The organism is Thalassospira sp. TSL5-1, assembly GCF_001907695.1.
Lineage (GTDB): Bacteria > Pseudomonadota > Alphaproteobacteria > Rhodospirillales > Thalassospiraceae > Thalassospira.
In genome coordinates, this window is the sequence record NZ_KV880637.1 from 489,784 (window position 1) to 513,939 (window position 24,156).

Annotated in this window: 23 protein-coding genes and 1 CRISPR repeat array; of the genes, 12 read left to right on the forward strand and 11 right to left on the reverse strand. The window is 55.2% G+C overall.

Annotation, left to right across the window (positions count from 1 at the left end):
* Positions 1-5 precede the first annotated feature (5 nt).
* A complete protein-coding gene (gene pbpC, locus LF95_RS02300) occupies positions 6-2,186 on the forward strand; it encodes a penicillin-binding protein 1C (RefSeq protein ID WP_073953497.1) in 2,181 nt (726 codons plus the stop codon).
* A gap of 164 nt (positions 2,187-2,350) precedes the next feature.
* Positions 2,351-2,585: a CRISPR direct-repeat array (repeat unit 37 nt; unit sequence TATTGTAGCAGGTTCGATTTTAGAGGGTAGCTACAAC).
* Between the two features lie 53 nt (positions 2,586-2,638).
* On the opposite strand, the gene LF95_RS22895 is transcribed toward pbpC, so the two are convergent.
* The 6 genes from LF95_RS22895 to LF95_RS02325 form a co-directional block, all read right to left on the reverse strand.
* Positions 2,639-2,803, reverse strand: coding sequence for a hypothetical protein (locus tag LF95_RS22895; protein ID WP_168173645.1), 165 nt, complete (start codon positions 2,801-2,803; stop codon positions 2,639-2,641).
* Complete coding sequence (locus LF95_RS02305; RefSeq protein WP_073953498.1) at positions 2,800-3,036, reverse strand: type II toxin-antitoxin system Phd/YefM family antitoxin; 237 nt, start codon at positions 3,034-3,036, stop codon at positions 2,800-2,802. The genes LF95_RS22895 and LF95_RS02305 overlap by 4 nt, the downstream gene beginning before the upstream one ends.
* A gap of 191 nt (positions 3,037-3,227) precedes the next feature.
* A complete protein-coding gene (locus LF95_RS02310; protein WP_073953499.1) occupies positions 3,228-4,538 on the reverse strand; it encodes a TRAP transporter large permease in 1,311 nt (436 codons plus the stop codon).
* 50 nt (positions 4,539-4,588) lie between these two features.
* On the reverse strand, positions 4,589-5,218 hold the full coding sequence (locus tag LF95_RS02315) for a TRAP transporter small permease subunit (RefSeq protein ID WP_083607467.1): 630 nt from the start codon (positions 5,216-5,218) through the stop codon (positions 4,589-4,591).
* A 140-nt stretch (positions 5,219-5,358) separates the two neighbouring features.
* Positions 5,359-6,390 (reverse strand): TRAP transporter substrate-binding protein, encoded by a 1,032-nt coding sequence (locus LF95_RS02320; RefSeq protein ID WP_073953500.1) that lies wholly within the window; start codon positions 6,388-6,390, stop codon positions 5,359-5,361.
* A gap of 2 nt (positions 6,391-6,392) precedes the next feature.
* Complete coding sequence (locus LF95_RS02325; protein WP_073953501.1) at positions 6,393-7,007, reverse strand: gluconokinase; 615 nt, start codon at positions 7,005-7,007, stop codon at positions 6,393-6,395.
* Between the two features lie 346 nt (positions 7,008-7,353).
* Between LF95_RS02325 and LF95_RS02330 the strand changes: the two genes are divergently transcribed.
* Both LF95_RS02330 and LF95_RS02335 read left to right on the forward strand, forming a co-directional pair.
* Positions 7,354-8,007, forward strand: coding sequence for an SGNH/GDSL hydrolase family protein (locus tag LF95_RS02330; RefSeq protein ID WP_073953502.1), 654 nt, complete (start codon positions 7,354-7,356; stop codon positions 8,005-8,007).
* A gap of 22 nt (positions 8,008-8,029) precedes the next feature.
* The gene (locus LF95_RS02335) at positions 8,030-9,070 is read left to right on the forward strand and encodes an HTH-type transcriptional regulator GntR (RefSeq protein ID WP_073954779.1); all 1,041 of its coding nucleotides are present in this window, start codon (positions 8,030-8,032) and stop codon (positions 9,068-9,070) included.
* Positions 9,071-9,091: 21 nt separating this feature from the next.
* Here LF95_RS02335 and LF95_RS02340 read toward each other — a convergent pair whose 3' ends face one another.
* Positions 9,092-9,712, reverse strand: a complete 621-nt coding sequence (locus LF95_RS02340; RefSeq protein ID WP_073953503.1) for an IMPACT family protein — start codon at positions 9,710-9,712, stop codon at positions 9,092-9,094.
* A gap of 38 nt (positions 9,713-9,750) precedes the next feature.
* Positions 9,751-10,494: a sulfite exporter TauE/SafE family protein gene (locus LF95_RS02345; protein WP_073953504.1), complete on the reverse strand. Its 744-nt coding sequence runs from the start codon at positions 10,492-10,494 to the stop codon at positions 9,751-9,753.
* A 112-nt stretch (positions 10,495-10,606) separates the two neighbouring features.
* Here LF95_RS02345 and LF95_RS02350 point away from each other — a divergent pair, with 112 nt between their 5' ends.
* The 8 genes from LF95_RS02350 to LF95_RS02385 all read left to right on the forward strand — a co-directional run bounded on the left by LF95_RS02350 (position 10,607) and on the right by LF95_RS02385 (position 20,039).
* Entirely contained in the window at positions 10,607-11,143 is a 537-nt protein-coding gene (locus LF95_RS02350) for a GFA family protein (RefSeq protein ID WP_083607468.1), read from the forward strand.
* A gap of 289 nt (positions 11,144-11,432) precedes the next feature.
* Positions 11,433-12,815, forward strand: coding sequence for a class II 3-deoxy-7-phosphoheptulonate synthase (locus LF95_RS02355; RefSeq protein ID WP_073953505.1), 1,383 nt, complete (start codon positions 11,433-11,435; stop codon positions 12,813-12,815).
* Between the two features lie 241 nt (positions 12,816-13,056).
* Positions 13,057-13,542, forward strand: a complete 486-nt coding sequence (locus tag LF95_RS02360) for a hypothetical protein (protein ID WP_073953506.1) — start codon at positions 13,057-13,059, stop codon at positions 13,540-13,542.
* Between the two features lie 114 nt (positions 13,543-13,656).
* A complete protein-coding gene (locus LF95_RS02365) occupies positions 13,657-15,333 on the forward strand; it encodes an NAD+ synthase (RefSeq protein WP_073953507.1) in 1,677 nt (558 codons plus the stop codon).
* 27 nt (positions 15,334-15,360) lie between these two features.
* On the forward strand, positions 15,361-16,713 hold the full coding sequence (gene gltX / locus LF95_RS02370; protein ID WP_073954781.1) for a glutamate--tRNA ligase: 1,353 nt from the start codon (positions 15,361-15,363) through the stop codon (positions 16,711-16,713).
* Positions 16,714-16,784: 71 nt separating this feature from the next.
* Positions 16,785-18,170: a cysteine--tRNA ligase gene (gene cysS, locus LF95_RS02375; RefSeq protein ID WP_073953508.1), complete on the forward strand. Its 1,386-nt coding sequence runs from the start codon at positions 16,785-16,787 to the stop codon at positions 18,168-18,170.
* Positions 18,171-18,333: 163 nt separating this feature from the next.
* Positions 18,334-19,308, forward strand: a complete 975-nt coding sequence (locus tag LF95_RS02380) for an aldo/keto reductase (RefSeq protein WP_073953509.1) — start codon at positions 18,334-18,336, stop codon at positions 19,306-19,308.
* On the forward strand, positions 19,305-20,039 hold the full coding sequence (locus LF95_RS02385) for a DUF6064 family protein (protein WP_073953510.1): 735 nt from the start codon (positions 19,305-19,307) through the stop codon (positions 20,037-20,039). The genes LF95_RS02380 and LF95_RS02385 overlap by 4 nt, the downstream gene beginning before the upstream one ends.
* Here the strand turns inward: LF95_RS02385 and LF95_RS02390 are convergent.
* The 3 genes from LF95_RS02390 to LF95_RS02400 all read right to left on the reverse strand — a co-directional run bounded on the left by LF95_RS02390 (position 20,036) and on the right by LF95_RS02400 (position 21,974).
* Positions 20,036-20,674, reverse strand: a complete 639-nt coding sequence (locus tag LF95_RS02390) for a LysE family translocator (RefSeq protein ID WP_073953511.1) — start codon at positions 20,672-20,674, stop codon at positions 20,036-20,038. The two genes, LF95_RS02385 and LF95_RS02390, sit on opposite strands and share 4 nt — an antisense overlap.
* Before the next feature lie 194 nt (positions 20,675-20,868).
* A complete protein-coding gene (locus LF95_RS02395; protein ID WP_073953512.1) occupies positions 20,869-21,531 on the reverse strand; it encodes a DsbA family oxidoreductase in 663 nt (220 codons plus the stop codon).
* Positions 21,532-21,716: 185 nt separating this feature from the next.
* Positions 21,717-21,974 (reverse strand): hypothetical protein, encoded by a 258-nt coding sequence (locus LF95_RS02400; protein ID WP_073953513.1) that lies wholly within the window; start codon positions 21,972-21,974, stop codon positions 21,717-21,719.
* Between the two features lie 327 nt (positions 21,975-22,301).
* Between LF95_RS02400 and cimA the strand changes: the two genes are divergently transcribed.
* Entirely contained in the window at positions 22,302-23,915 is a 1,614-nt protein-coding gene (cimA, locus tag LF95_RS02405; RefSeq protein WP_073953514.1) for a citramalate synthase, read from the forward strand.
* The last annotated feature ends 241 nt before the right edge of the window (positions 23,916-24,156 follow it).

The window sequence follows — 24,156 nt, forward strand, 5'->3', positions numbered from 1 at the left end:
GGGATATGCGCGGTTTGCTGTCATTCGCCCCCAAATGGGGCAAAAACAAACCCGTTCGTATCTCCGGCGCATTGCTGGGGATGGGGGCGGTTTTGGCTTTGGCTTTGGCTTTGTGGGGGCTGGACCGCGCCTTTCCGCCCAACCTGTCGCGGTTGGACCATATTTCGGCAGTGGTGGAGGGGCGCAACGGGCAACCCTTGCGCATGTTCTCCACCGAAGGCGGGTTGTTGCGCCTGCAAACCCGTGTGGAGGGGGTGGATCCCAAATATCTGCGCTTTTTAAAAAGTTACGAGGATCGCCGGTTTGATCACCATTGGGGCGTGGACCCGGCGGCATTGCTGCGCGCAAGCTGGCAATGGCTGCGGGCCGGGCATATCGTTTCGGGCGGTTCCACCCTGACCATGCAGGTGGCACGGTTGTTGGAGCCGCGTGATCGCACCCTTGTTGCCAAGGGCATCGAGATTCTGCGCGCCCTGCAACTGGAATGGCATTATTCCAAAACCGATATTTTAAATATGTATGTCACCCTGGCCCCGTTTGGCGGGCGCCTTGAAGGGGTGCGCAGTGCCGCCAATATTTATTTCCGCAAGGACCCGGCGCATCTTACCATTGCCGAGGCCGCGTTATTGACCGTTCTGCCGCAAACGCCCAGCACCCTGCGGCCAGACCGTTTTCCCACCCGCGCCGGTGCCGCCCGGCAAAAGGTGCTGGGGCGCCTGCTGGGCGAGCAGGTGATCACGCAGGCCGAATATGACGAAGCCAATGCCGAACCACTGCCCGACCGGCAGTTTCCCGTGCCGATGCTGGCGCCGCATCTGGCGGAACGGTTGGTGGCGTCCCATCCCGGCCAGCATCGTATTACCACCACCATCGAACCGTGGTTACAGGGCGATATTCAAAAGCTGGTGGAATATTATGGCGGGCGGAACAGGTCACAACGCTCCGTGGCCCTGATGGTGGTGGAAAACAAAACCGGCAAGGTGCGGGTTCATTTGGGATCACGCGATTATCTTGACCGCACCAGCCACGGCTTTGTCGATATGACGCAGGCGGTGCGGTCGCCGGGATCCACGTTAAAACCGTTTATCTATGCCCTGTCATTTGATGCCCGGCAAACCCACCCTCAAACGCTGATCTGGGACCGGGCCATTGCCGATGGCGGCTATCGACCGGCCAATTTTGATCATGGCGAGGCAGGCGAGGTCAGCATTGCCGATGCCCTGCGCTTTAGCCTTAATATTCCGGCCGTCAAGGTGCTCGAACGCTTTGGACCCATCCGTTTTAGCGAAACCATGCGCCATAATGGCCTTGATTTACGTCTGCCCCATGAAGGTGATGTGCCCAACCTTGCCATTGCCCTGGGTGGTACGGGCATTCGCCTCGATGAAATGACGCAGTTTTATCGCGGGCTGGCAACGGATCGTAAAAACTGCCCTTTGACATATCTGCAAAATGCGCCAGCGCAGTCATGCGCCAGTCCGCAGGACATGTTTTCATCCCGGACACAAAACTGGATTACGGGTATTTTGCAACATACCCCGCGCCCCGATGGCTACCGGGCACAGGCAGCATATAATGCCACCCGTAATGCCGCCCCCATCGCCTTTAAAACCGGCACATCCTATGGCTATCGCGATGCCTGGGCCTTTGGCTACACGGCGGATTATACGGTCGGTGTCTGGGTCGGGCGGGCATCGGGCGAGCCGGTGAATGGTCAGACGGGGCTTAACAGTGCGGCCCCCCTGTTATTTTCCGTGTTTGAAAAACTGCCGCCCTTGTCGTACCCGGGGCAAAATACCAGCGCCAATGACTGGCAAAATCCCGCCCCCATTGGTCTTAAATATTTTGGTATCAAACAGGCCGATCCGGTTTTTCAGGCGGCAAATGCGCTTGATATTGAATACCCTGCCGATGACAGCATTTTCATGGCAAACAGCCTTGGCTTGCGTGGCCTTGTTTTGCGCGCCCGCAATGGTGAACGACCCCTGGTCTGGATGGTCAATGGCGTGCCGTTACCCTCCGACCCGTGGCAGCGCCATGTGCGCTGGCAACCCGACGGGCCGGGTTTTTATGACATTACGGTGCTCGATAAAAACGGCGTCGCCCGCCACCGCCATGTCACCATCCGGGCTAACGCTCCCCTGCTGTCCCCAATCCATCCCGTTTCACTTTCCACCTCACGGTAAAACTGACGGCCATGTGTCGTAAGTCGGCATGAAAATTGCCGGTTTCCACCGATCAAAAATGAGTCATTTTTGCAAAAAATCAGCGAAAAATCGGGCGAAAATGCTGGTTTTTGACTCAAAAAAATCCCGCAACATACTGAATATGCTGCGGGATTTGGTGTTCCTATTGTAGCAGGTTCGATTTTAGAGGGTAGCTACAACTCGGCTGGCGCGGATTTCGTCGGCCACATATTGTAGCAGGTTCGATTTTAGAGGGTAGCTACAACAACAACGCGCTTGATAACGAAACTTCACGCATTGTAGCAGGTTCGATTTTAGAGGGTAGCTACAACAACTATTGGAGGACGAGGAAGAATGATCATATTGTAGCAGGTTCGATTTGACGGGCTATTGCAATCACCATCAATAAATGGATGGTTTCTGGCAATACCTTCCGCATAGCCAGCAGCGAGTTAAAAAGTATCACTCTCGCCATAGGCATATTGATTTTTGGGGCGCGCCAACGCCGATTCCAGCAGGGACGCATCACGTAAACCTTGTGAGCCACCCGCCAGATTTACCACCGTTTCATGAATATGTTCGACGTTCTGGCGCGACAACCATTTGGGATGACTCACCGTTTGGCCAATTCGACCAGAGTGTCTTTGTGGTGGTTTGCACGACGATGGACAAGATCCTGGAAATCATCATCCCGATGCTGATCCTTGCCTGTCAGCCGGTGGTATTCTTCCGCCGAGATCAGAACCAGATGGTCACGGTTTTGATTGGTGATAATGACGGGTTCACTGATCGCCGTATTGCTGAATGTGCTGATGTCTTTTTCAAATTCGGTGGCTGTAATCCGTGTCATGGCCGTGTCCCATTTCTTTAAATGCCGCAGAATGTCGAGAAATCCTGCGGGATTCGCTGTTCTAATTGTAGCAGGTTCGATTTTAGAGGTGGTGATTATTTGGCAGCCAGAAAGTGGGGATGACAAGCCGAAATGAACAAGGCGGGGTGCCTTGGCACGCCCGCCTTGGGTGTTGGTTTTGTGTGGCTGGTTTATCGCCCGGTAATGCCGGGGAAGATGATCAGGATGGCGACCGCCAGAATTTGCAGGCAAATAAAGGGTGCCAGGGAGCGGAAGATCGTGCCAAGTGATATATCGGGCGGGGCCACCGATTTAAGGTAGAAGGCCGCCGGGCCGAAGGGCGGCGAGAGGAAACTGACCTGCATGTTCATGGCAAACAGAACGCCAAACCAGACCGGGTCAAAGCCAAGCTGTTTTACGATGGGAACAAAGATGGGCATGGTCAGAAGGGCAATGCCGACCCAGTCCAGGAACATGCCGAGGATAAACAGGATCAGCATCATCACCAGAATGACCACGGTGGGGTCATCGGAAATGCCGGTGATCATGCCTGAAACGAACTTGATGCCACCCATCAGGTTAAACACACCCACCAGGGCCGATGCGCCGATACCGATCCAGACGATCATGCCGCAGGTGGACAGGGTTTGCATTGCCGCGCCCTTGAGCATGGTGAGCGAAAATTCGCGCCGCAGGATGGTAGAGGCAATCACCCCGGCAACGCCAACAGCCGATGCCTCGGTCACAGAAGCGATCCCGCCATAAATGGAGCCCAGAACGCAAATCACGACGACGATGGGCAGGAACAGGCCCTTGAGCAGGCGGAGCTTTTCGGAGGTCGGGATTTTTTCGGTCTGTGGTGGCGGGGCGACATTATCGCCGAAATAGCAGCGAAACAGCACATAGGCGACATAAAAGCCCGCCAGCATGAAGCCGGGAATAAAGGCCGAGGTAAACAGATCACCGATCGAGACATTGGCCGTTAAGCCATAAATGATCAGAACAATCGAGGGCGGGACCATCGTACCGAGCGACCCACCGGCACAAACCACCCCAATGGCCAGTTTTTTGTCATAGCCCTGGCGCAGCATTTGTGGCAACGCCAGCAGGCCGAGCAGAACAATTTCGCCGCCGATAATGCCGCTCATGGCAGCCAGGATAACGGCAACAAAAATGGTTTGAACCGCAACGCCACCCTTGAGCCGCCCGCCAAACAGGCGCATTGCCTCGAACAAATCGCGCGCGATGCCAGACCGGTCCAGCAGGGCCGCCATCATGACGAACATGGGGACGGAGACAAAAACGAAGGAGGAAACAAACGAATAAACCCGGCTGGTGATGAGCTGTACCACCATCACATTGTCGAACCAGCCAAGGGTGAAAATCAGGGCGACCAGCAGGGTGACAAAGGCCAGCGGCATGCCGGTCAGCAAAAAGCCGATCAGCATGACAAACATCGCCAGCGTGCCGTATTCAATGCCCAGTGATTGCAGATGTAACATGGGGTAATTTCCTGATGCGTCAAAGACGCAGGAGATGAAGCGGGAAACGATCAGCGGCGCGCGGGCGCTTCGCTGGCGGAGATTTCGGGTTTTTGCCGGAAATAATTCCAGGCGAGGATCAGAAACTGCACCGTCAGTACAGCCATCACCACCAGCATGAAAATTTTGATGATGGCGGGGAAGGGCGGGTTCCAGGCGCTGCCGCTGGTTTCCAGGCGAATGTCGCCGGTAGGGGCAAAGGCAGCCTTTTTGACCATCAGCCAGGCGGCAAAACTGAAAAAACCGGTCGAAAGTGCGCAAATGAGCGAAATGATGATATTCAGCACGCGCCGCGCCCCCGGCCCGACCATGTCATAAATAATCACCACCCGGATATGCTGATTGCGCGAGGCGCAAAACAGACCGGCAAAGACAAAGCCCATTGCGCATAAAAACGTCGTCGTTTCATGGGCCCAGATGGTGGGGGCATCAAAAATATGCCGCATGCAGATTTCAAAAATCAGGGCAGCCATCGAACACAGAAAACCGACAGCGAAAATGATGCCCAACCGATTGACGATACGGCCCAAAAGGCCGGATTCCGCCGGTAATACCGGGGCATTATCATCCATTAGTTCGGCCACGTTCCCTTCGGAGGTACCAAGCGGCAGCTCTGGGTCGTGATGAGGCGTGTGGGTCATGAAACCATTCCTTTAGCGGGGCACGCGCATGGCAAGGTGTTGCATTGACCGGGTATGACAGAAAGCGCACGTCGTTTACGCCGGTATCGCAATGCAATACCCCCGGTCATAGAATGGACCGGGGGTGATAACAGGCTGACTTATTGCAGCAGACCCTGGGATTTCAGGTATTTGGTCAGGGTGTCGTAAACTTCCTGGGCATTGTCCGAACGCTCGGCAACCTTTTTCCACTGTTTCATGGCAATGGCGCGGAACTTGGCGCGTTCTTCATCCGACCAGTTGGTGATTTCGATGTCGCCCTTTGCCATATCCTTGGCCACGGCTTCACGGTCCTTCATTTGTAGGCGGGCCACCAGGTCCTGGGACAGGTCACGCACCGAAACCGTCAGGATTTCCTGCAAATCCTTGGGCAGGGCATCCCATTTTTCCTTGTTCATCGATATTTCAACCAGCGGCATGGAATGGAAGCCCGGATAAACAGGGTGTTTGGCAATGTCATTCAGGCCCATGGCCGAGTTTGTGGCATAAACCGTGGCATCCGCCGCATCGATAACCTTTTTGTCAAGCGATGTATAAACTTCGGATTGCGGAATATTCACCGGGGCGGCACCGGCTGCGGCAAACACTTCCTGTACCATGCCTTCGGGCGCACGCACCTTAAGGCCCTTAAGGTCGGCAACACCATTTAGCGGGACGGATGACACAAAGGCTTCAAGACCCGGCGTGACCGCACCGATAAAGTGCAGGCCATAGGGTTCTTCAAGTTTGTTCATCAATTCCTTGCCGCCCCCATAATTGATGAAGCGGAACATTTGCTGCGGGTCGGACCAAGCACCAATCGGGTTGGCGATCAGGCTGAATGCCGGGTCCTTGCCGGAAAAATAGCTGACATCGGTGATGTGCCCATCGAGGATGCCTGCGGCAATCGCATCCTGGGTTTCGGAATGTTCAACGATGGAGCCGACGGGCAGCAATTCGATCTTGATGCGGCCATTGGTCATTTCCTCGACCCGTTTGGTCCATTCCTGATCGATTTCAAAGGTCGGCGTGCCGGAATTGTCGCTCGACTGGAATTTCCATTCATAGTCTGCTGCCTGAGCGCTGAGCGACGTTGTGGCAGCCAGAGCAACGGCAAAGGCCGCGCCAAGAAGTGTTTTGATCGGCGTATTCATGGTCATCCTCCCTTGGATGTGGTTTTTTCATCGGCGGATACGGAAGGTTCCGTTCCGCTTTCTCGATCGTTACGTGCAGTCAGATCATCCAGCACCTGCCAGACGATGTCGTCTATCGGGGCCATAATCGAAACAGTCAGCGGATCTTCGTCAGGCCCCAGGGGTTCAAGATCAGCAAGCTGGCTATCGAGCAGGGCGGCGGGCATGAAATGCCCGGCCCGGTTGTTCATCCGGTCCAAAATCAGGTCGCGCGGGCCATCGAGAAACACAAAAATCAGGTCGGCCCCCAAATGGTCGCGCAAATAATCGCGGTAGCGCCGCTTCAGCGCGGAGCAGGCAATAAAAATGGGCGGGGCTGACTGGCCCGCCGTGATGCCGCACGATGCCAGCTCATTGCGGGTGGCAATAGCGGCCTTGCACAGGGCGTCAAGCCAGGGCCAGCGCATGGCGTCATTCAGTGGCAGACCGCGCCGCATATGGTCGACATTCTCTGCCGGATGGTGGTCATCGGCATCAAGCCAGGCCCCTTTGGTGGCCGTGGCAAGGCGACGGGCGGTTTCGGTTTTACCCGAGCCGCTAACCCCCATGACAATGACGAATTTCGCAAGGCTGTTCATTGGTAAAGACTGTTTCCCCAGAGACCGAAAGGCGCGGATTTTTGGTTCCTGCCTGTTTTGTTAGCGCTAACATAATGATAGCGCTAACATTGAGTCAACAGATTTTCCCGTTGCAAATTTGCGAGCATTCTTCATTGCTGAAATCGGTAAATTAGAACAATTTAAATATTAGTGAGTTGTCATGAGCGACGAGTGATGCGAAAAACAGGATACGCGTCACACCTATTGCGCGAAAGACATTATTGCGACTGTCAAAGCTGGAAACGGGAACCAGCCTTAATTGATTAACCCTTTGGGGAGAGGTCCCTTTAAAGGATTATTTGGAGATTTCTTCGGGAATAGCGCCATGTATAAAAAAAACGTGCTTGCTTATGGGGATAGTCTGACCTGGGGGTATCACCCCGAACATGGTAGACGCCACCCGTTTGACGATTTGTGGCCAACGGTGTTGGGCGCGGGGCTGGTGCATCAGGCGCGAGTGATTGGCCAGGGGTTGAGTGGACGGACCACAGCATTTGACGATCATACCGCCCCGGCAGACAGGAATGGCGCACGGATTTTACCCACTCTTTTAGGCAGCCATGACCCGCTGGACCTGGTGATTATCATGCTGGGTACCAATGATTTGAAGTCCTTTATTTGTGGCGATGCAAGGGGGGCTACGGTCGGTATGGCACGGCTGGTGGACCTTGTGCGCAGCTATCCCTATCAGGCCGGACCCGCACCGGAAGTCATGGTGATGGCACCGCCGCATCTGTGTGAAACCGACAAGGTCGGTGGGACCTTGCCAACCTCGCATACCATTGCCGAATCGCGAAAACTTGCCGCCGCCTATCAGTCTCTGGCGCAGCAAAAGAACTGCCATTTTTTTGATGCGGCGACTGTTGCCGTGGCATCACCTGTTGACGGCGTGCATCTGGATGCGGCTAATACACGGGCAATAGGGGCTGCGCTGGTTCCGTTGGTTGACGGAATATTGCGTGGTGGCCCGCAAGATTGAGGTTAATGGCAGTCAGGCAGGCATGAGAAAACGTAAAGGGGCCGGGCGGCCGACAATTGCCGACGTTGCCGCCCAGGCAGGGGTGAGTTCGATTACCGTGTCGCGGGCCTTGCGTGACCCGCAAAAGGTATCGGAGCGGCTGCGCGGTAAAATCGACAAGGCGGTGCGCGCGCTTAATTACATCCCCGACACCCATGCCAGTGCGTTGGCATCGTCGCGGTCCAATGTGGTGGCGGTGCTGGTGCCATCGCTCACCAACAACGTTTTTTCCGATACCCTTCGCGCGATTTATGATGCGCTGGATGCCAGCCCGCTTCAGGTGCAGTTGGGCAATTCGCGCTATTCCGCCGCAGAGCAGGAACGCCTGATTGGCATCTTTTTAAGCCAGCGCCCCACGGCCGTAATTGTTTCGGGCATTGATCAAACACCTGTGGCGCGCAAAATGCTGGAAGAAGCAAACTGCCCGGTGGTGCAGATCATGGAAACCGGGCCGGACCCGATTGATATGATGGTGGGATTTTCCCATTACGAGGGCGGGCGGGCCGCAGCCCAGCATTTGATTGATCAGGGGTATCGGCATATCGGTTTTTTGGGGGCCCGCATGGACCCGCGCACAACCCGGCGTCTGGCGGGGTTTCGCCGTGCGCTCGAAGATGCCGGAATGTTTGACCCGGATCTTGTGAAAACCACCACCACATCCTCCAGTGTTACGCTAGGCGGGGTGTTGTTGCGCGAACTGGCCCGCCACCGGCCCGATCTGGATGCGGTTTTTTGCAACAATGACGACCTTGCGCTGGGTGCTCTGTTTGGTGCGCAAAAGGCGGGCATCTCCGTGCCCGACCAGTTGGGGATTGCCGGGTTTAACGACCTTGAAATGATGCAGGCGGCCTGTCCGTCACTGACCAGTATTCGTACCGATCGCTATGGCATTGGCCGTCATGCGGTCAATATGATCCTGGCTGTGCTGGAGGACACGCCGCTGCCCGAAAAGATTATTGATCTGGGGTTCGAGTTGCAAAGACGGCAAAGTACGGATCGGAACCGCCAGATTTGTAAGGCGTAGCCAAAGGCTGCGACGACTTGGTTATGACGGGGCCTGGTTACTCTCTTCATTGTTTTCGGTATCTGTGCTGCCCTCTTCATTTGGCGGCGGGAAGCGGCGGGCAAGGTCGGCAACAATGTCGCGCGGGCCGCTGATTTCGATCAGGCTGCCCAGGGTGTCGAACTGGCGATCCAGCACTGTAATGTCGGGCCGGGTGCAGGCCTGTTCCATATTGCCGGCATTGGCAAAGGTGGCAAAAAGGCGTGTTGTGCCCTGCGGGATATAGGGAATGATTTTTGCCGTGTCACACACTGCCTGCGTTGCCCCGCTATAGGCGCGTACCAGCCCGCCCGTGCCAAGTTTGGTGCCGCCAAAATACCGCGTGACAATCACGGCAATATTGACCAGGTCGCGCCCCTGCAACACCTTGAGGCACGGCATGCCCGATGTGCCCGATGGTTCGCCATCATCCTTGCCATGTTCGATTAATTGTTCTTCGTCATTCAGGTAACGATAGGCGGTGACGTGATGATTGGCTTTGGGATGGGCCTTGCGCAGATCGGCCAGGGTGTCGTCAAATTGCGCATAGGGCACCAGCGTTGCCAAAAAGCGCGATTTCTTTTCTTCGGTTTCGCAAAAGGAAGGATGTTCAATGGTGTTCATGGCTTTGTCTTAGCAGAGCGGAAAGGTTCAGAATAGCCTTAAGCCAGCAGGGCTTTGCCAATCAGGATGATGCCAAATAAAATCAGCATCACCAGCACCAGCTTGCGAAAGGTTTCGGCTTCCAGTCGCGCCCGGACAAAGCTGCCCGCCTTTACCCCCAGAAAAACCGGTATCAAACCGGCCAGCGAAATCAGCGCGCTATGCCAGGTCATCAGGCCAATGCGGCTAAGCCCGACGGCCATGATCAGGCTGGACAGGGTAAAGGATATATTCACCCCCTGTACAAAGCGTTTGGGATCCAGCCGTAGCGAGAGGAAAAACGGCAGGATTGGCATAACCTGCGACCCGGTCATGCCATTGACCAACCCGGTCAGAAAGCCGGAAAAGGGGGCAATGCGGTTTGCCAGCCGGTCGGGAATGTAAATGGCGGGGCGGGCAAGGGTGATCACGCCATATAAAATAAGCACCAGGCCCAAAACGGCCCCGGCCACCAGCCCGTTAACACGGTCCAGGATGATCAGCCCGACAATCAGCCCGGGAATGGTGGCGACAAACATCGGCCAGAAACGTCGCACAGTTTCGCGAAAATGCCCTGCCTGCACCATGACGATCACATTGCTGACAATCGATGGAATAATCACCAGTGGCATCGCCGATTTAAGGCCCAGACCGATCGTCATCACCGGCAGGGCGGATGTGGAAAAACCAAGACCGGTGGCCCCTTTGACAAAGGCGGCAATGAAATAGGCACAGGCAACGATGATGGCGGTTTCAAGGGGCATGGGGCGTTCCGAAAATCAGGAGATACGACAGGTTGGTCTCCTGCCATATCTGGCAGCAGGTCAGCTTGCGGCGAATTGAACCGGGGCGCAACTGTTTCGGAATAATGATAGAATGTTGTGGAATGGCACCGCCCATTTTACCGATGATGGGGGAGGGCTGATGAATATGGAGACTTCGTCGCACAGCAAAGGATGGATGGGGATGACACAGGCACTTTCACAGCCAGGGGATGCCATAACGGGCGGGTGCCAGTGTGGGGCCGTGCGGTATCGCCTGGATGGGGCGGTTTTGAAAACCTATATCTGCCATTGCCGGGAATGTCAGAAACAGTCCGCCTCCGCCTTCGGAATTTCGGTTCGGGTGCACGGTGCGGATATTGTCATCACACAGGGGCAGGTAAAAACATGGCAAAGACCAACCGATAGTGGCCGGGTGCTGGCGTGTCATTTTTGCCCTGATTGCGGGTCGCGCCTGTTTCATGGCGACCTTGTCGGTGACGAACCCGTTAGCATCAAAGGCGGATCGCTCGATGTGATGCCGGATCTGTCAGGGGTGGATCATATCTGGATTGCGCGACAGATTCAGGGGATTGCGATTCCGACGGATGCACGCACACATTTTGGTGAACCGGAAGATGAAACGGGCTGAAACCCGCGTGGATTCGCATTTTTCATGTGCTTTTTGCGCGTAATATCTGGGCTCTGTTTCATCTATTGGTGGTTAAATTGGGTGGAATTTTGCGCGTAATTGCGCAGGATTGGCAAAAATTTGCCATTTTTCTGTTGTCGCAGTGCGGGAAAGACTGGAAACGGCGGCGTAAAACCCTTATCTAGTTGGACCCGGCAAATGGCTGGTTTGCGCCTGTAATGTGGGGCGTATGATAGAAATGATGTTATGCTAGGGATGTTGAAAGAGACATCCGATGGAGAGGAAGCAAATGAGCAAGAGCTGGAGCACTGATAGTTGGCGGAACCTGCCTGTAAAGCAGATTCCGACATATCCGGATGCACAGGCCCTCAAGGCCGTAGAACAAGAGCTCGGCAGCTATCCTCCTTTGGTATTTGCTGGCGAGGCGCGTGCGCTTAAGGAAAAACTTGGTGCGGTTGCAGAAGGCAAGGCCTTCCTGCTTCAGGGTGGTGACTGCGCGGAAAGCTTTAAGGAATTTCATCCCAACAATATCCGCGACACCTTTAAGGTCATGTTGCAGATGGCGGTTGTACTGACCTATGGCGCATCGTGCCCGGTGGTCAAGGTGGGCCGTATGGCCGGCCAGTTTGCCAAACCGCGTTCGGCCGATATGGAAACGATTGATGGCGTCGAACTGCCCAGCTATCGCGGGGATAACGTTAACGGGATCGAATTTACCGAAGAATCCCGCACGCCGGACCCGCAGCGCCAGATCCGTGCCTATAACCAGTCCGCATCGACGCTGAACCTGTTGCGGGCCTTTGCCCAGGGTGGTTTCGCTGATCTGACGCAGATTCATCGCTGGAACCTGTCCTTTGTCGATAACAGCCCCGCGGGGGAACGATATCGTCAGATGAGCACCCAGATCGACGAAGCTGTCGCCTTCATGCGTGCCTGCGGCATTACCCCGGAAACCGCGCCGCAAATGCGCGAAACCGACTTTTATACCTCGCACGAGGCATTGTTGCTGGGTTACGAGCAGGCCCTGACCCGTCAGGACAGCCTGACCGGCCAGTATTATGATTGCTCGGCGCATATGCTGTGGATTGGCGACCGTACCCGCCAGCCGGACGGCGCACATGTTGAATTCCTGCGTGGGGTGAAAAACCCGATTGGCCTTAAATGCGGCCCGACGCTTGAGGAAGATGAACTGATCCGCCTGATCGACACCCTGAACCCGGCCGACGAAGCGGGTCGTCTGACCTTGATCTGCCGTATGGGGTCGGGCAAGGTGGCGGAACATCTTTCGCGTCTGGTGCGCCGTGTGAAGGCCGAAGGCCGCAAGGTTGTGTGGTCGTGCGATCCGATGCACGGCAACACGGTCAAGGCCAGCAACGGGTACAAGACCCGTGCCTTTGATTCGATTCTTGGCGAAGTCAAAACCTTCTTTGACATTCACAAGGCCGAAGGCACCCATGCCGGTGGCGTTCATTTTGAAATGACCGGCCGCGATGTGACCGAATGTATAGGTGGCGCACAGGCGATTACCGAAGACAGCCTGTCGGATCGTTACCACACCCATTGCGACCCGCGTCTGAATGGGGCCCAGGCCCTTGAACTGGCCTTTTTGATTGCCGAGATGATCAAACAGGAACGGGACAACATTCGTGATGAATTGCTGGCAAGCGCCTGATCTCTCTGATTGATCAGGCGGTCGGGAATTTTAACTGCCCAAAAGGGTGTCCGGGATATCGGGCACCCTTTTTCGTTGTAGAATTTAATAAACTCTCTAAAAAGCCGGGATGAGACCTAAAAATCTGTCAAAACATCCCCAATTGGGAATTTGTTTCAGATTGATATTGATGCGATGCTTATCCTTTCGCATATAAAAGAAACGGGGCGCACTTGCAGGCGAGAGAGGGATAGACGCGAACATGGCCGCAGATGACGATTTTGCAATCTGGCAAAAGAAGGTCGAGGGGACGAACATTTCCTCTGCAACGCTGCTTGCAACGGATTACCTGAATCATTTCAACGAAATCGTGATGTTGCTTGAAATGGTTCCGGACATGCCCGACATGCTTGAGGATTGTCGGGAATGGGCACCGAAAAGCTATCAGCAGCATTTTCAGGACAGCGCCTTTTCTGACCGCGAACTGGCGATTGAGGCCTATGATCATGTGCCGGAAAAATTCCGCCGTCCGTTCGAGGAAACCATCGAGCACATGAATGCGCTGGTTTTGCGTGCAAACGAGCAGTTGGAAGTTGTGATCAATGAGGGCAACCCCGAGGTTATCCGCATGACGGCCAGCAGCACCACGACGGCATTGCAACGGTTTATGGATGTTGCCAGTTCGATTATTCACGGATCGGCCAAAACCATGAGCCAGGAAGAAATCGACGCGGCGATGGCGCTTTAGGTGGTTGGCGTGTAGTCTTGTGCCCAATCGTGGCCGAACGGGGTTGTAAAACCTTCGGGGGCTATTGCAATTTCCGCAATTGACTTGCGGGCGGACCCCTCCTATTCCAAATACATGAAAAACAAACTCGCCATTGCCATTGCCCAGTTGAATCCGATTGTCGGCGACATTGCCGGGAATGCGGAAAAGATTGTGGCTGCCTGGGAATCTGCGGCTGATCAGGGCGCGGATATTATCCTGTATTCCGAACTGGTTTTGTCGGGCTACCCGCCCGAAGACCTGGTGATGAAACCATCCTTCATGCGCCATTTGCGCGACGCGGTAGATGATATTTGCAAGCGTACCGCTGCACGTAAAAACGGCCCGGCCCTGTTGCTGACAACCCCGTGGGAATTTAACGGTGTGCGGCATAATGCGGTTTTGCTGGTCGATGGCGGCAAAATTGAAACCGTGCGCGCCAAAAACGACCTGCCCAATTACGGCGTGTTTGACGAAAAACGTGTTTTTGCTGCAGGCCCGATGCCCGATGTGGTTGATTTTCGCGGCATCAAGCTGGGTGTTCCGATTTGCGAGGATGTCTGGACGCCAAAGGTGGTGGCCCATTTGGCCGCACGCGGGGCGGAAATGATGCTGGTCCCCAATGGATCGCCATTTGAGGCAGGCAAAGACGGCCTGCGTCGCCAGCTTATTCGCGACCGTGTGCTGGAAGCCGGCGTGCCGATGATATATTGCAATCAGGTCGGCGGGCAGGATGAACTGGTGTTTGATGGTGGCACATTCGGCCTGAATTTTGATGGCACCCTGGCCGTTGCCCTGCCGGGTTTTGCCGAAACCGTGCAACTATCGCACTGGTCGCGTGATGGCGATGGCAAATGGTATTGCGACGATGCCAAGCCCGATGCGCATTACCCGTCCGGGCTGGATGCGATTTATCAGGCGCTGGTTTTGGGCCTGCGTGATTATGTGAATAAAAACCGTTTCCCCGGCGTTGTTATTGGCATGTCCGGCGGGATTGATTCGGCCCTGTCTGCTGCCGTGGCGGTCGATGCCTTGGGGGCGGATCGCGTGCGTCTGGTGATGATGCCATCGCCCTATACCTCGGCTGATAGTCTGGAAGATGCGCAAATTTGTGCCGATATGCTGAAAACCGGTATTGAAAGCATTAATATCGGTCCGGCAATGGAGGCGTTTGGCCGCATGCTGGCCCCGGCCTTTACCGGTCGCGAGCCCGATATTACCGAAGAAAACATTCAGGCGCGCTCGCGCGGGATTATCCTGATGGGCATTTCCAACAAGTTTGGCCATATGGTGCTAACCACGGGCAACAAATCGGAAATGTCGGTGGGCTATGCTACGCTGTATGGTGATATGTGCGGTGGCTATTCGGTTTTGAAGGATTTGTATAAAACCACTGTATTCGCCCTGTGCAGCTGGCGCAATTTGCATCGCCCGCAAGGGGCGCTGGGACCAGAGGGCATGGTCATCCCGCAACGGATTATCACCAAACCGCCCTCGGCCGAATTGCGCCCAGATCAGAAAGACGAAGACAGCCTGCCGCCCTATGATGTTCTGGATGATATCCTGAGCCAGATGATTGAAGGGGAACGCAGTGTTGCCGAGATCGTTGCCAGTGGCCATGACGAGGCAATTGTGCGCAAGGTCTGGCGATTGCTGGACCGTGCCGAATATAAACGCCGCCAGGCCCCGCCAGGGGTGAAAATTACCCCGCGTGCCTTTGGCCGTGACCGGCGTTATCCGATTACCAATGGCTTTACCAATCTGGTAAGCTGACACATATATTGTTTGAAAAATATTGATATGAAAAAACCTGTATTACGTTTTGCCCCCAGCCCGACCGGCCTGCTTCATGTCGGCAATGCCCGTGTCGCCATGATGAACTGGCTGTTTGCCCGCAAACATGGTGGTGAATTTATCCTGCGTTTTGACGATACCGACCCCGAACGCTCCAAGGATGAATATGTTGATGCCATTCGCGAGGATTTGCGCTGGCTCGGCATTGACTGGGACCGCGAAGAACGCCAGTCCCTGCGCCAGGACAGATACGATGTCGCGATTGAACAGCTTAAATCCGAAGGGTTGCTGTATCCGTGTTATGAAACGGAAGGCGAACTGAACTGGAAGCGTAAAGCCGCCCGTCAGCGCCATCAGCCCTTTATTTATGACCGTAAGGCCCTGTTGCTGGACCCGGCAGAAATTCGCGCGCTGGAAGCCGAAGGTCGCAAGCCGCACTGGCGTTTCAAACTGCCCGATGGTGTGGTGGAATGGGATGACATGTGCCGGGGCCTGTGTCATTTCGATACCCAGCACGTTTCCGACCCGGTTTTGATCCGTGAAGATGGATCGCTGCTTTATATGCTGGGTTCCGTCGTCGATGATCTGGAAATGGGTGTCACCCATATCATTCGCGGTGAAGACCATGTGACCAATACGGTTGCGCAAATTCTGGTTTATATGGCGCTTGGCGGCCAGCCCGGCGGGCTGGATTTTGGTCACACGCCGCTTTTGGCCGGGCCGGGTGGATCGCAGCTGTCAAAACGGCTGGGCAGCCTGTCGCTGCGTGAATTGCGCAATGACGGGTTTGAGGTTCCGGCGCTGGTTGGCCTGCTTACCGGGCTGGGCGCATCGGACCGGATCGAACCGGCCACCATGCTTGAAGCGATTGAAACCTTCGATATTTCGGCTTATGGTCGTTCTACACCCAAATTCGATCCGGCGGATCTGGCATCGCTGAACGAAAAAATCGTTCATGACATGCCTTATGATCAGGCCCGCGACAAGTTGGTCGCTGCCGGAATGGAGGGGATGGACGAAGCCTTCTGGCAGGCGGTGCGTGGCAATTGCTGGCGTGTTGCCGAAGCCCGCGAATGGTGGGATGTTGTCCATGATGCGATTGTGCCGGAAATTGACGATGAAGATCGTGAATTTTTGACCCAGGCCGCAGATATGCTGCCGCAAGGTGACTTGGATGGCACAAGTTGGAAAAGCTGGACCGGGGCCGTGAAAGACGCCACCGGTCGGAAAGGAAAACAGTTGTTCATGCCGTTACGCAAGGCCCTTACCGGGCGCGAACATGGTCCTGAAATGTCTGCATTGCTGCCGATGATCGGCAGCGAAAAAGCCCGTGCGCGTCTGTGTGGTCAGGCGGTCTGACATATTTGTGTCGGATCGCCGTAAAGAAATTGTGCCACACAAAGACGCGATGATTTAACGGACGAAAAAAAATGACGGATATTTCAGCGGATCTGCGTATTTACGACAGCATGAGCCGCCAAAAGCAACGCTTTGAACCGATTGACCCGGCACATGTGCGTTTATATGTGTGCGGACCGACGGTGTATGACTATGCCCATGTCGGCAATGCCCGCCCGGTGGTGGTGTTTGATACGCTGGTACGGCTTCTGCGTCATATCTACCCCAAGGTCACCTATGTGCGGAACGTCACCGATGTTGATGACAAAATCAATCAGCGGGCGCGTGAAAGTGGCGAGCCGATTTCGGTGATTACAGCCCGCACACATCAGGCCTATCTGGATGATATGGGCGCATTGAATGCTCATAAGCCCGATATCGAACCGCGCGCGACAGAGCATATCGGCGACATGATCGCCATGTGCGAAAAGCTGATTGCGCAGGGGTTTGCCTATGCTGCCGAAGGCCATGTGCTGTTTTCGGTTTCCAAATACGGTGAATACGGCAAATTGTCGCGGCGTAACCGCGATGAAATGATTGCCGGTGCCCGTGTTGAAGTTGCGCCTTATAAACAGGACCCGGCAGACTTCGTGCTTTGGAAACCGTCTGACGATGACACTCCGGGCTGGGATAGCCCGTGGGGCCGGGGGCGACCGGGCTGGCATATTGAATGCTCTGCCATGTCCACGCGCTATCTGGGTCAGGAATTTGATATTCATGGCGGTGGGATTGATCTGGTCTTTCCGCATCATGAAAATGAAATCGCCCAAAGCTGCTGCGCCAATCACGGGTCCAGCTATGCCAAATACTGGATGCACAACGGCCATTTGATGGTTGAAGGCGAGAAAATGTCCAAATCCCTGGGCAATTTCGTGACCGTGCATGAATTGCTGGAAAGCTGGCCTGGCGAAGCCGTGCGTTTGGCGATGATGGGCACCCATTATCACCAGCCGATTAACTGGACGGCGGAGAACCTGCGTCAGGCCAAAGAGGCGCTGGACCGTTTTTATACTGCCTTGCGCCAGACAGCGGCCATAGCGCCAGCAGATGTTGATATGCCTGCCGGTGTCCTGAATGCGCTGTGCGATGATTTGAACACACCGCTTGCGATTGCCGAGTTCCATGAACTGGTCACACAGTTGAACAAGGCTGGGTCAGATACCGAAAAGGCCGAGGCAAAGGGCCGCGTTTTGGCTGCTGCCAGCCTGTTGGGTATTCTGGAACAGGATGTGGATGGCTGGTTTACCGGTGGCGGCGATGACGGCGAAGCCGCCGAGATCGAAGCATTGATCGTGAAACGGGCAGATGCCAAGAAAAACCGCGATTTCGCCCTGGCCGACCAAATTCGCGATGATCTGAAGGCACGCGGTATTGTGCTGGAAGATTCAAAGGACGGGACGACCTGGAAACGGGCTTAAGCCGGTTTTCACGTAATCATCATTTTATAAGACAAAGGCGCTGTCTGGCAAAGGCAGCGCCTTTGTCGTTTGTGGATAGAAAAGCCCGCGCCTTGCACCGAATGGCAAATTGCGGCACCCTTGTTACTTATTTGTGAATGCGACGATCAAGGGGAATGGTGACATGACCCGTGACTATATCACGCGGCGCACGTTTCTGGCCGGGGCAGGTATGTTGGGCATTGGTGCGTTGGCCGCAGCGCGGCTGCCGGGGGCTGGCTTTGCGCAGGCGGCATCGGGCGCGCAGCCTCTGCTTCATGCTATTCCCGGTACCGAATACGCCCTGCCTGCGGTGGGATTGGGAAGCTGGATTACCTTTAATGTCGGCAATGACCCGGTTTTATTGAAAAACTGTACCGATGTGATGGCGGCGTTTTTTGCCGCTGGCGGGAAAATGATTGATTCATCGCCGATGTATGGATCATCCCAGGCGACCATCGGTCACGGGTTGGCGGCACTTGGCATTGATCGCGAACAGGTTTTTGCCACCGATAAAGTCTGGACCAGTGACGAGGATGGCGGACCAGAGCAGATTGACGAGAGTGCCCGTCGCTGGGGCATTCGCCAGTTTGACCTGTTGCAGGTTCATAATATGCTGGATTGGGAAAACCAGTTGCCGCTTTTGCAGGATATGAAAGCCGCCGGGGCACTGGGCTATACCGGCATTACCACATCGCATGGTCGCCGCCATGATTTGCTGGGTATTATCATGGAACGCGAGGCAATTGATTTTATTCAGGTGACCTATAATCCGCTGGACCGCGCGGTGGAGGACAGGATCTTGCCGATGGCGCGAGAGCGCAACATTGCCGTGATCATCAATCGGCCCTTTCGCGGCGGGCGGCTGACAGAGGCCCTGCGGAGGGTGCCGCTGCCGGGGCTTGCGGCGGATTATGGGGCGCAAAGCTGGGCGCAACTGATTTTGAAATATATCGTCTCGCATCCGGCGGTGACATGCGCCATTCCCGCCACCACCCGCGTGGATCATGTGCGCGAAAACATGGCCGCGATCACCCCAATGCCCGACAGCAGTGTGCCAGTTTTGCCCGAAGGGGCAGAGCGCCATGCCATTGCCAAAGCCGTCGAGGCGGCATTATGACCGCGTGGTGGGATTATAACCTGATCGATTTTTTGCTGTTTTCAACCCGGGTGTATTACCGGCTGTTTGAGAGTTTCAACACCACATTTTGGCCGGTTAATCTGGCGCTGTATCTGGCCGGGGCCGGGTTGGTTTTGGCTGTTTTGCGCAATGGTCGCTATCGCCAGCGTGTAGTGCCGGTGGTTTTGGCGCTGATGTGGGCGTGGTCGGGCAGCATGTTCATGTGGCACTATTACCGGCCCATCAATTGGGCGGTGCCTTATGTTTTGCCGGTTTTTGCCTTTCAAACGGCACTGCTGGTTTTGTTTGCCCTGCGACCCAAACCGCTGTTTTTTGCCTGGCGCGGCGATTTTTCCAGCATGGCGGGCATGGCCCTGCTGGTGCTGGCCATTCCGGTTTATCCGTTTTTCAGCCTGCTTGCCGGGCGCGATATGATCTCGGCCGAATTGTTTGGCAGTGCGCCGGACCCGACAATAATTGGCACATTGGGGTTTTTGCTGCTGGCGCGTGGAACCTGGCGCTGGCTGTTATTGCCCGTGCCCGTTTTATGGTGCCTGATCACAAGCCTGACCCTGTGGGCCATGAACCAGCCCGTGACATGGTTGCCGGTGATTGCCGCGTGGCTGTCGGTGTTGGGTGGCTGGATGGATGCCAAAAATGGCGTCACCCGCAAACCGCCAACAAGGGAGGCAGGCGATGTTGTCGACGAGCAACAGGGTTTTAGCCGTTAGCGGCTGAAAATCAGCTTCAGGCCCAGGACGGCAAAAAACACGCCAAGAATGGCATTGATCCAGCGGGCGAGGCGACGATAAAGGGCAATGACGGGCCGGGTTGAAAAGGCCGTGGCATAGAAAAGATGAACAAGGGTCGAGATCAGCCCGCAGCTTGCTACGATGACAACCCCCACCCACAGTGGTGCGCCCGGATGAAACCCGATGGAGATAATGGCAATCCAGGTCAGGATGGCTTTGGGGTTGGTCAAATGCAGGGCCAGGCCGCGGCTGAAATAATGCGCGGCGGATTGTTGGGGGTCGTTATCGGCCCTGGCGGGAATACTTGCCGGGTGGGCGGCCGCCTTCAGGGCCTTAAACGCCATCCAGAGCAAATAACATCCCCCGGCAATGCGAATGACATACATGGCATCGGCATAGGCCAGCAGCAAGGCCGACAAGCCCGATAATGTCAGAATGCCAATGCACAAAGAGCCCGAGCCAATGCCAAGGGCGAAATAACGCCCGGCCCGGCGGCCATCCCCCAGGGAAACGCCCATTAGGGCCATAAGGGCGGGGCCAGGGCTGATCAGGCCCACCATAAACGCGGCATAAGCCAGCAATATGCCCGGAAGATAAGTGAGAAATTCTGCCATGACGCCCACCCTTTTTAAATTATTAAAAATGATAGCGCACTGGCAGGGCCGGGTCGATTGGGAAAACCCCATATTCAAAGATTGCTGACATGATATGTCAGGCGCAAGAAGGGCTGAGGCGGTTATGACAAAGCCCGACCGTTGTGTTTCGGTCGGGCTTTGGGTTTGCGGCCGTAATGTAGTGTTAAAACCGATCAGGCTTCTTCAACGCCACGCGCGATTTCAGAAAGCGCCTGTTCAAAAACTTCGGGCGGGTGGCCGCCAGAAATGGCGTATTTGCCATTGACCACATAGGTCGGCACCGAGGTGATGCCGGCATTTTTAAACTCTTCTTCCTCGGCGCGGACTTCGCTTGCGAATTTGTCGCTGGCAAGAATTTCGGCGGCTTCTTCCGGTGACAGGCCCACTTCCTCGCAACAGCGTTTTAACACGCCATGATCTCCGGGGTTTTCGGCTTCCTGAAAATATGCCGCAAACAGGGCCAGTTGCAGTTCGGTCTGTTTACCTTTCTTGCCCGCCCAATAGAGGACGCGATGGGCATCAAAGGTGTTATAGATGCGACTGTCCGAACTAAAACGGATTTCAAAACCGGCATTTTCGCCCATCGTTTGGATACGCGCACGGTTTTCAGCGCTTTGGTCCGGGCTCAGACCAAATTTTTCATGAATATGTTCTTTCAAATCCTGCCCGTCCGGCCCCATATCGGGGTTTAGTTCAAACGGGTGCCAGCGCAATTTGGCATCAATCTGACCGTCGAGATTCGCCAGCGCCTGTTCCAAATGCTTATAGCCGATAATGCACCACGGGCAGACGACGTCGGAAACAATGTCGATCTGCATTTTGGTCGGATGGGACATGCGGAGACCTTTTTTAGTGAAACAATCTGCCCCAGAAATAAGCCCTTATACGCGGAACGCAACCGTTCTTGTTCAGGCGGGTGGAATTGGGGCAATTAAAAGCATTCACTTTACCGTCTGCCCGTCTTGCGGCAACATCCCGGTTTGGGCAAAGCAAGCGGTCAGCATGATGCTTGGCAGCACAATCAGTCGATTTCCAGCCTGGCGTGACGAACCTGGTCGATCAGATATTCGGCATAGGTTTCAATCGTCGGGCAGGACCATTCCGCCCGGGTTTTGATGCCGTTGCGCATCCAGTAACCATGCCATCGCTCATCTGGCTTGCGGCAGATGGTGTATTCAGCAAAACGGTCGGCGGCGCGCCAGCAATGTTTGCCGTCACGGTACCAGGTTAGCCCGCCCAGAAAAATCAGATCGTCTGATATGGAAACGCCGCGGTCCATCTGACTGATTCCTTAAAATACCAAAGAAAGTCTGCATCCGCACGGATAGCAACGCTACGTTGAGGTGCTGAAATATCCGGACCTTAAAAACGAACTCACAATATAGTGCCACCTTGACGTGTGGCACAATCATGCAGGGGGACAGGGTTGCTACTCTAAAGGCGGAGAAAACGTGGATTTTGCCGTTTTTTTGGGATAGATGGCAACGAGGTTGCGTGCCGCGCTGTTTTGCGGCAATTTGCCAGACCGACCCGGCATCGGCTGCCGGGATATTCCCGTTTTGACCGGCGTTATGTGCGCCGCATTCTATGCAGATTTGGAACCAGTATGTCTGACAAGCGCGTCTATCTCTATGACAGTACCTTGCGCGATGGGCAACAGACCCAGGGCGTTGATTTTTCAGCCGCGGATAAAACCGCGATTGCCAAGGCACTGGACGAGCTGTCGATTGACTATATTGAAGGTGGCTGGCCCGGGGCAAACCCGACGGACGATGCCTTTTTTGCCAATCCACCCAAACTGAAAAATTCCCGCCTGACCGCCTTTGGAATGACACGGCGCGCCGGGCGCTCCGCCTCGAATGATCCGGGCCTGACGACGCTTATTCAGAATGCCCCGGTGGTGTGCATGGTGGGCAAAAGCTGGGATTTTCAGGTGACAGAGGCGCTGGGCATCGAACTTGATGAAAACCTGGCGATGATTTCGGAATCCGTTGCCCATGTAAAACAGCATAGCGAAGAAGTGCTGTTTGATGCCGAGCATTTCTTTGATGGTTACAAGGCCAACCGGGACTATGCCCTGTCGGCTATTCAGGCGGCCTATGATGCCGGGGCCCGCTGGGTTGTGTTGTGCGATACCAATGGCGGCACCCTGCCAGACGAGATTTTTGACATCGTGATCGATGTTTGCGCGCGCATTCCCGGCAGCCATGTGGGCATTCACTGCCACAATGATACCGAAAATGCGGTGGCGAACTCGCTGGCGGCGGTGCGCGCCGGGGCCCGGCAAATTCAGGGCACGCTGAATGGTTTGGGCGAACGGTGTGGCAATGCCAACCTGATTTCCATCATTCCGACCCTGATGCTGAAAATGGGATATGACGTGGGCATTTCGCCGGAACAACTGACCCAGTTGCGCCGGATTTCTTCTATTCTGGATGAACGCCTGAACCGCGAACCCATGCGCCAGTCCGCTTATGTTGGTGAATCCGCCTTTGCTCATAAGGGCGGCTTGCATGTGTCGGCGGTCGAGAAAAACCCGACCTGTTATGAACATATTGAACCGGAAAAGGTCGGTAATCAGCGCCATATTCTGGTTTCTGACCAGGCCGGGCGGTCCAATATTCTCGCCCGTTTCCGTGAAATCGGGGTTGAGGTTGACCCGAAATCCGAAGCGGTTGGCAAGCTGGTGGAACTGGTCAAGCAGCGCGAGTTCGATGGTTACGCCTATGATGGGGCCGAAGCCAGCTTCGAGCTTTTGGCCCGCAAGGCCATGGGCCAGCTGGAACGCTATTTCCGTGTGACGTCCTTTCGCGTGATCGACGAACGCCGCTGGGTGGATGAACAGGACGAACAGGTCATCACCATGTCCGAAGCGACTGTTAAGGTCGTGGTGGGGGATGAACAGTTCATGTCGGTGGCCGAAGGGAACGGTCCGGTTAACGCCCTGGATGCGGCGCTTCGTAAAGTGTTGCTGACCGTGCCGGAATACCGCGAAGTCATCGCTCCGATCGAACTGATAGATTACAAGGTGCGCATCATAACCCGGGGTGATGGCACCCGTGCTGTCACCCGCGTGATGATCGAAAGCCGCGATGCCGAAGGCAACAGCTGGTCCACCGTGGGTGTTTCAACCAACATTATCGAGGCGTCCTATAACGCACTGCGCGATTCCATAAGCTATAAACTGTTCAAGGCCGGGATTCGTAGCCAGCATTCGTAACGGTGCCGGGAAATATCGGTGCAGTCTTAAAGCAGACAGATGATTTTTGAGAAGCCAGCGGATCAAGGTCCGCTGGTTTTTTTTATGGCCGTTTGAAAACTGTCAGTTCCGGAGCCTGTAGCGCCCGTAGAGCACGATCATGCCCGATTGCGATTATACTCTCGGGGGATGTTATATCCTGTGATGGATAATTCATAAAAAGAACAATTTTGGGTATATGTTTTTATGGAACCAGCCATTT

Coding starts and splice junctions, on each gene's coding strand:
- pbpC (WP_073953497.1), top strand. CDS start 6: ATGCGCGGTTTGCTGTCATTCGCCCCCAAATGGGGCAAAAACAAACCC.
- LF95_RS02305 (WP_073953498.1), bottom strand. CDS start 3,036: ATGACACGGATTACAGCCACCGAATTTGAAAAAGACATCAGCACATTC.
- LF95_RS02310 (WP_073953499.1), bottom strand. CDS start 4,538: ATGTTACATCTGCAATCACTGGGCATTGAATACGGCACGCTGGCGATG.
- LF95_RS02315 (WP_083607467.1), bottom strand. CDS start 5,218: ATGACCCACACGCCTCATCACGACCCAGAGCTGCCGCTTGGTACCTCC.
- LF95_RS02320 (WP_073953500.1), bottom strand. CDS start 6,390: ATGAATACGCCGATCAAAACACTTCTTGGCGCGGCCTTTGCCGTTGCT.
- LF95_RS02325 (WP_073953501.1), bottom strand. CDS start 7,007: ATGAACAGCCTTGCGAAATTCGTCATTGTCATGGGGGTTAGCGGCTCG.
- LF95_RS02330 (WP_073953502.1), top strand. CDS start 7,354: ATGTATAAAAAAAACGTGCTTGCTTATGGGGATAGTCTGACCTGGGGG.
- LF95_RS02335 (WP_073954779.1), top strand. CDS start 8,030: ATGAGAAAACGTAAAGGGGCCGGGCGGCCGACAATTGCCGACGTTGCC.
- LF95_RS02340 (WP_073953503.1), bottom strand. CDS start 9,712: ATGAACACCATTGAACATCCTTCCTTTTGCGAAACCGAAGAAAAGAAA.
- LF95_RS02345 (WP_073953504.1), bottom strand. CDS start 10,494: ATGCCCCTTGAAACCGCCATCATCGTTGCCTGTGCCTATTTCATTGCC.
- LF95_RS02350 (WP_083607468.1), top strand. CDS start 10,607: ATGTTGTGGAATGGCACCGCCCATTTTACCGATGATGGGGGAGGGCTG.
- LF95_RS02355 (WP_073953505.1), top strand. CDS start 11,433: ATGAGCAAGAGCTGGAGCACTGATAGTTGGCGGAACCTGCCTGTAAAG.
- LF95_RS02360 (WP_073953506.1), top strand. CDS start 13,057: ATGGCCGCAGATGACGATTTTGCAATCTGGCAAAAGAAGGTCGAGGGG.
- LF95_RS02365 (WP_073953507.1), top strand. CDS start 13,657: ATGAAAAACAAACTCGCCATTGCCATTGCCCAGTTGAATCCGATTGTC.
- gltX (WP_073954781.1), top strand. CDS start 15,361: ATGAAAAAACCTGTATTACGTTTTGCCCCCAGCCCGACCGGCCTGCTT.
- cysS (WP_073953508.1), top strand. CDS start 16,785: ATGACGGATATTTCAGCGGATCTGCGTATTTACGACAGCATGAGCCGC.
- LF95_RS02380 (WP_073953509.1), top strand. CDS start 18,334: ATGACCCGTGACTATATCACGCGGCGCACGTTTCTGGCCGGGGCAGGT.
- LF95_RS02385 (WP_073953510.1), top strand. CDS start 19,305: ATGACCGCGTGGTGGGATTATAACCTGATCGATTTTTTGCTGTTTTCA.
- LF95_RS02390 (WP_073953511.1), bottom strand. CDS start 20,674: ATGGCAGAATTTCTCACTTATCTTCCGGGCATATTGCTGGCTTATGCC.
- LF95_RS02395 (WP_073953512.1), bottom strand. CDS start 21,531: ATGTCCCATCCGACCAAAATGCAGATCGACATTGTTTCCGACGTCGTC.
- LF95_RS02400 (WP_073953513.1), bottom strand. CDS start 21,974: ATGGACCGCGGCGTTTCCATATCAGACGATCTGATTTTTCTGGGCGGG.
- cimA (WP_073953514.1), top strand. CDS start 22,302: ATGTCTGACAAGCGCGTCTATCTCTATGACAGTACCTTGCGCGATGGG.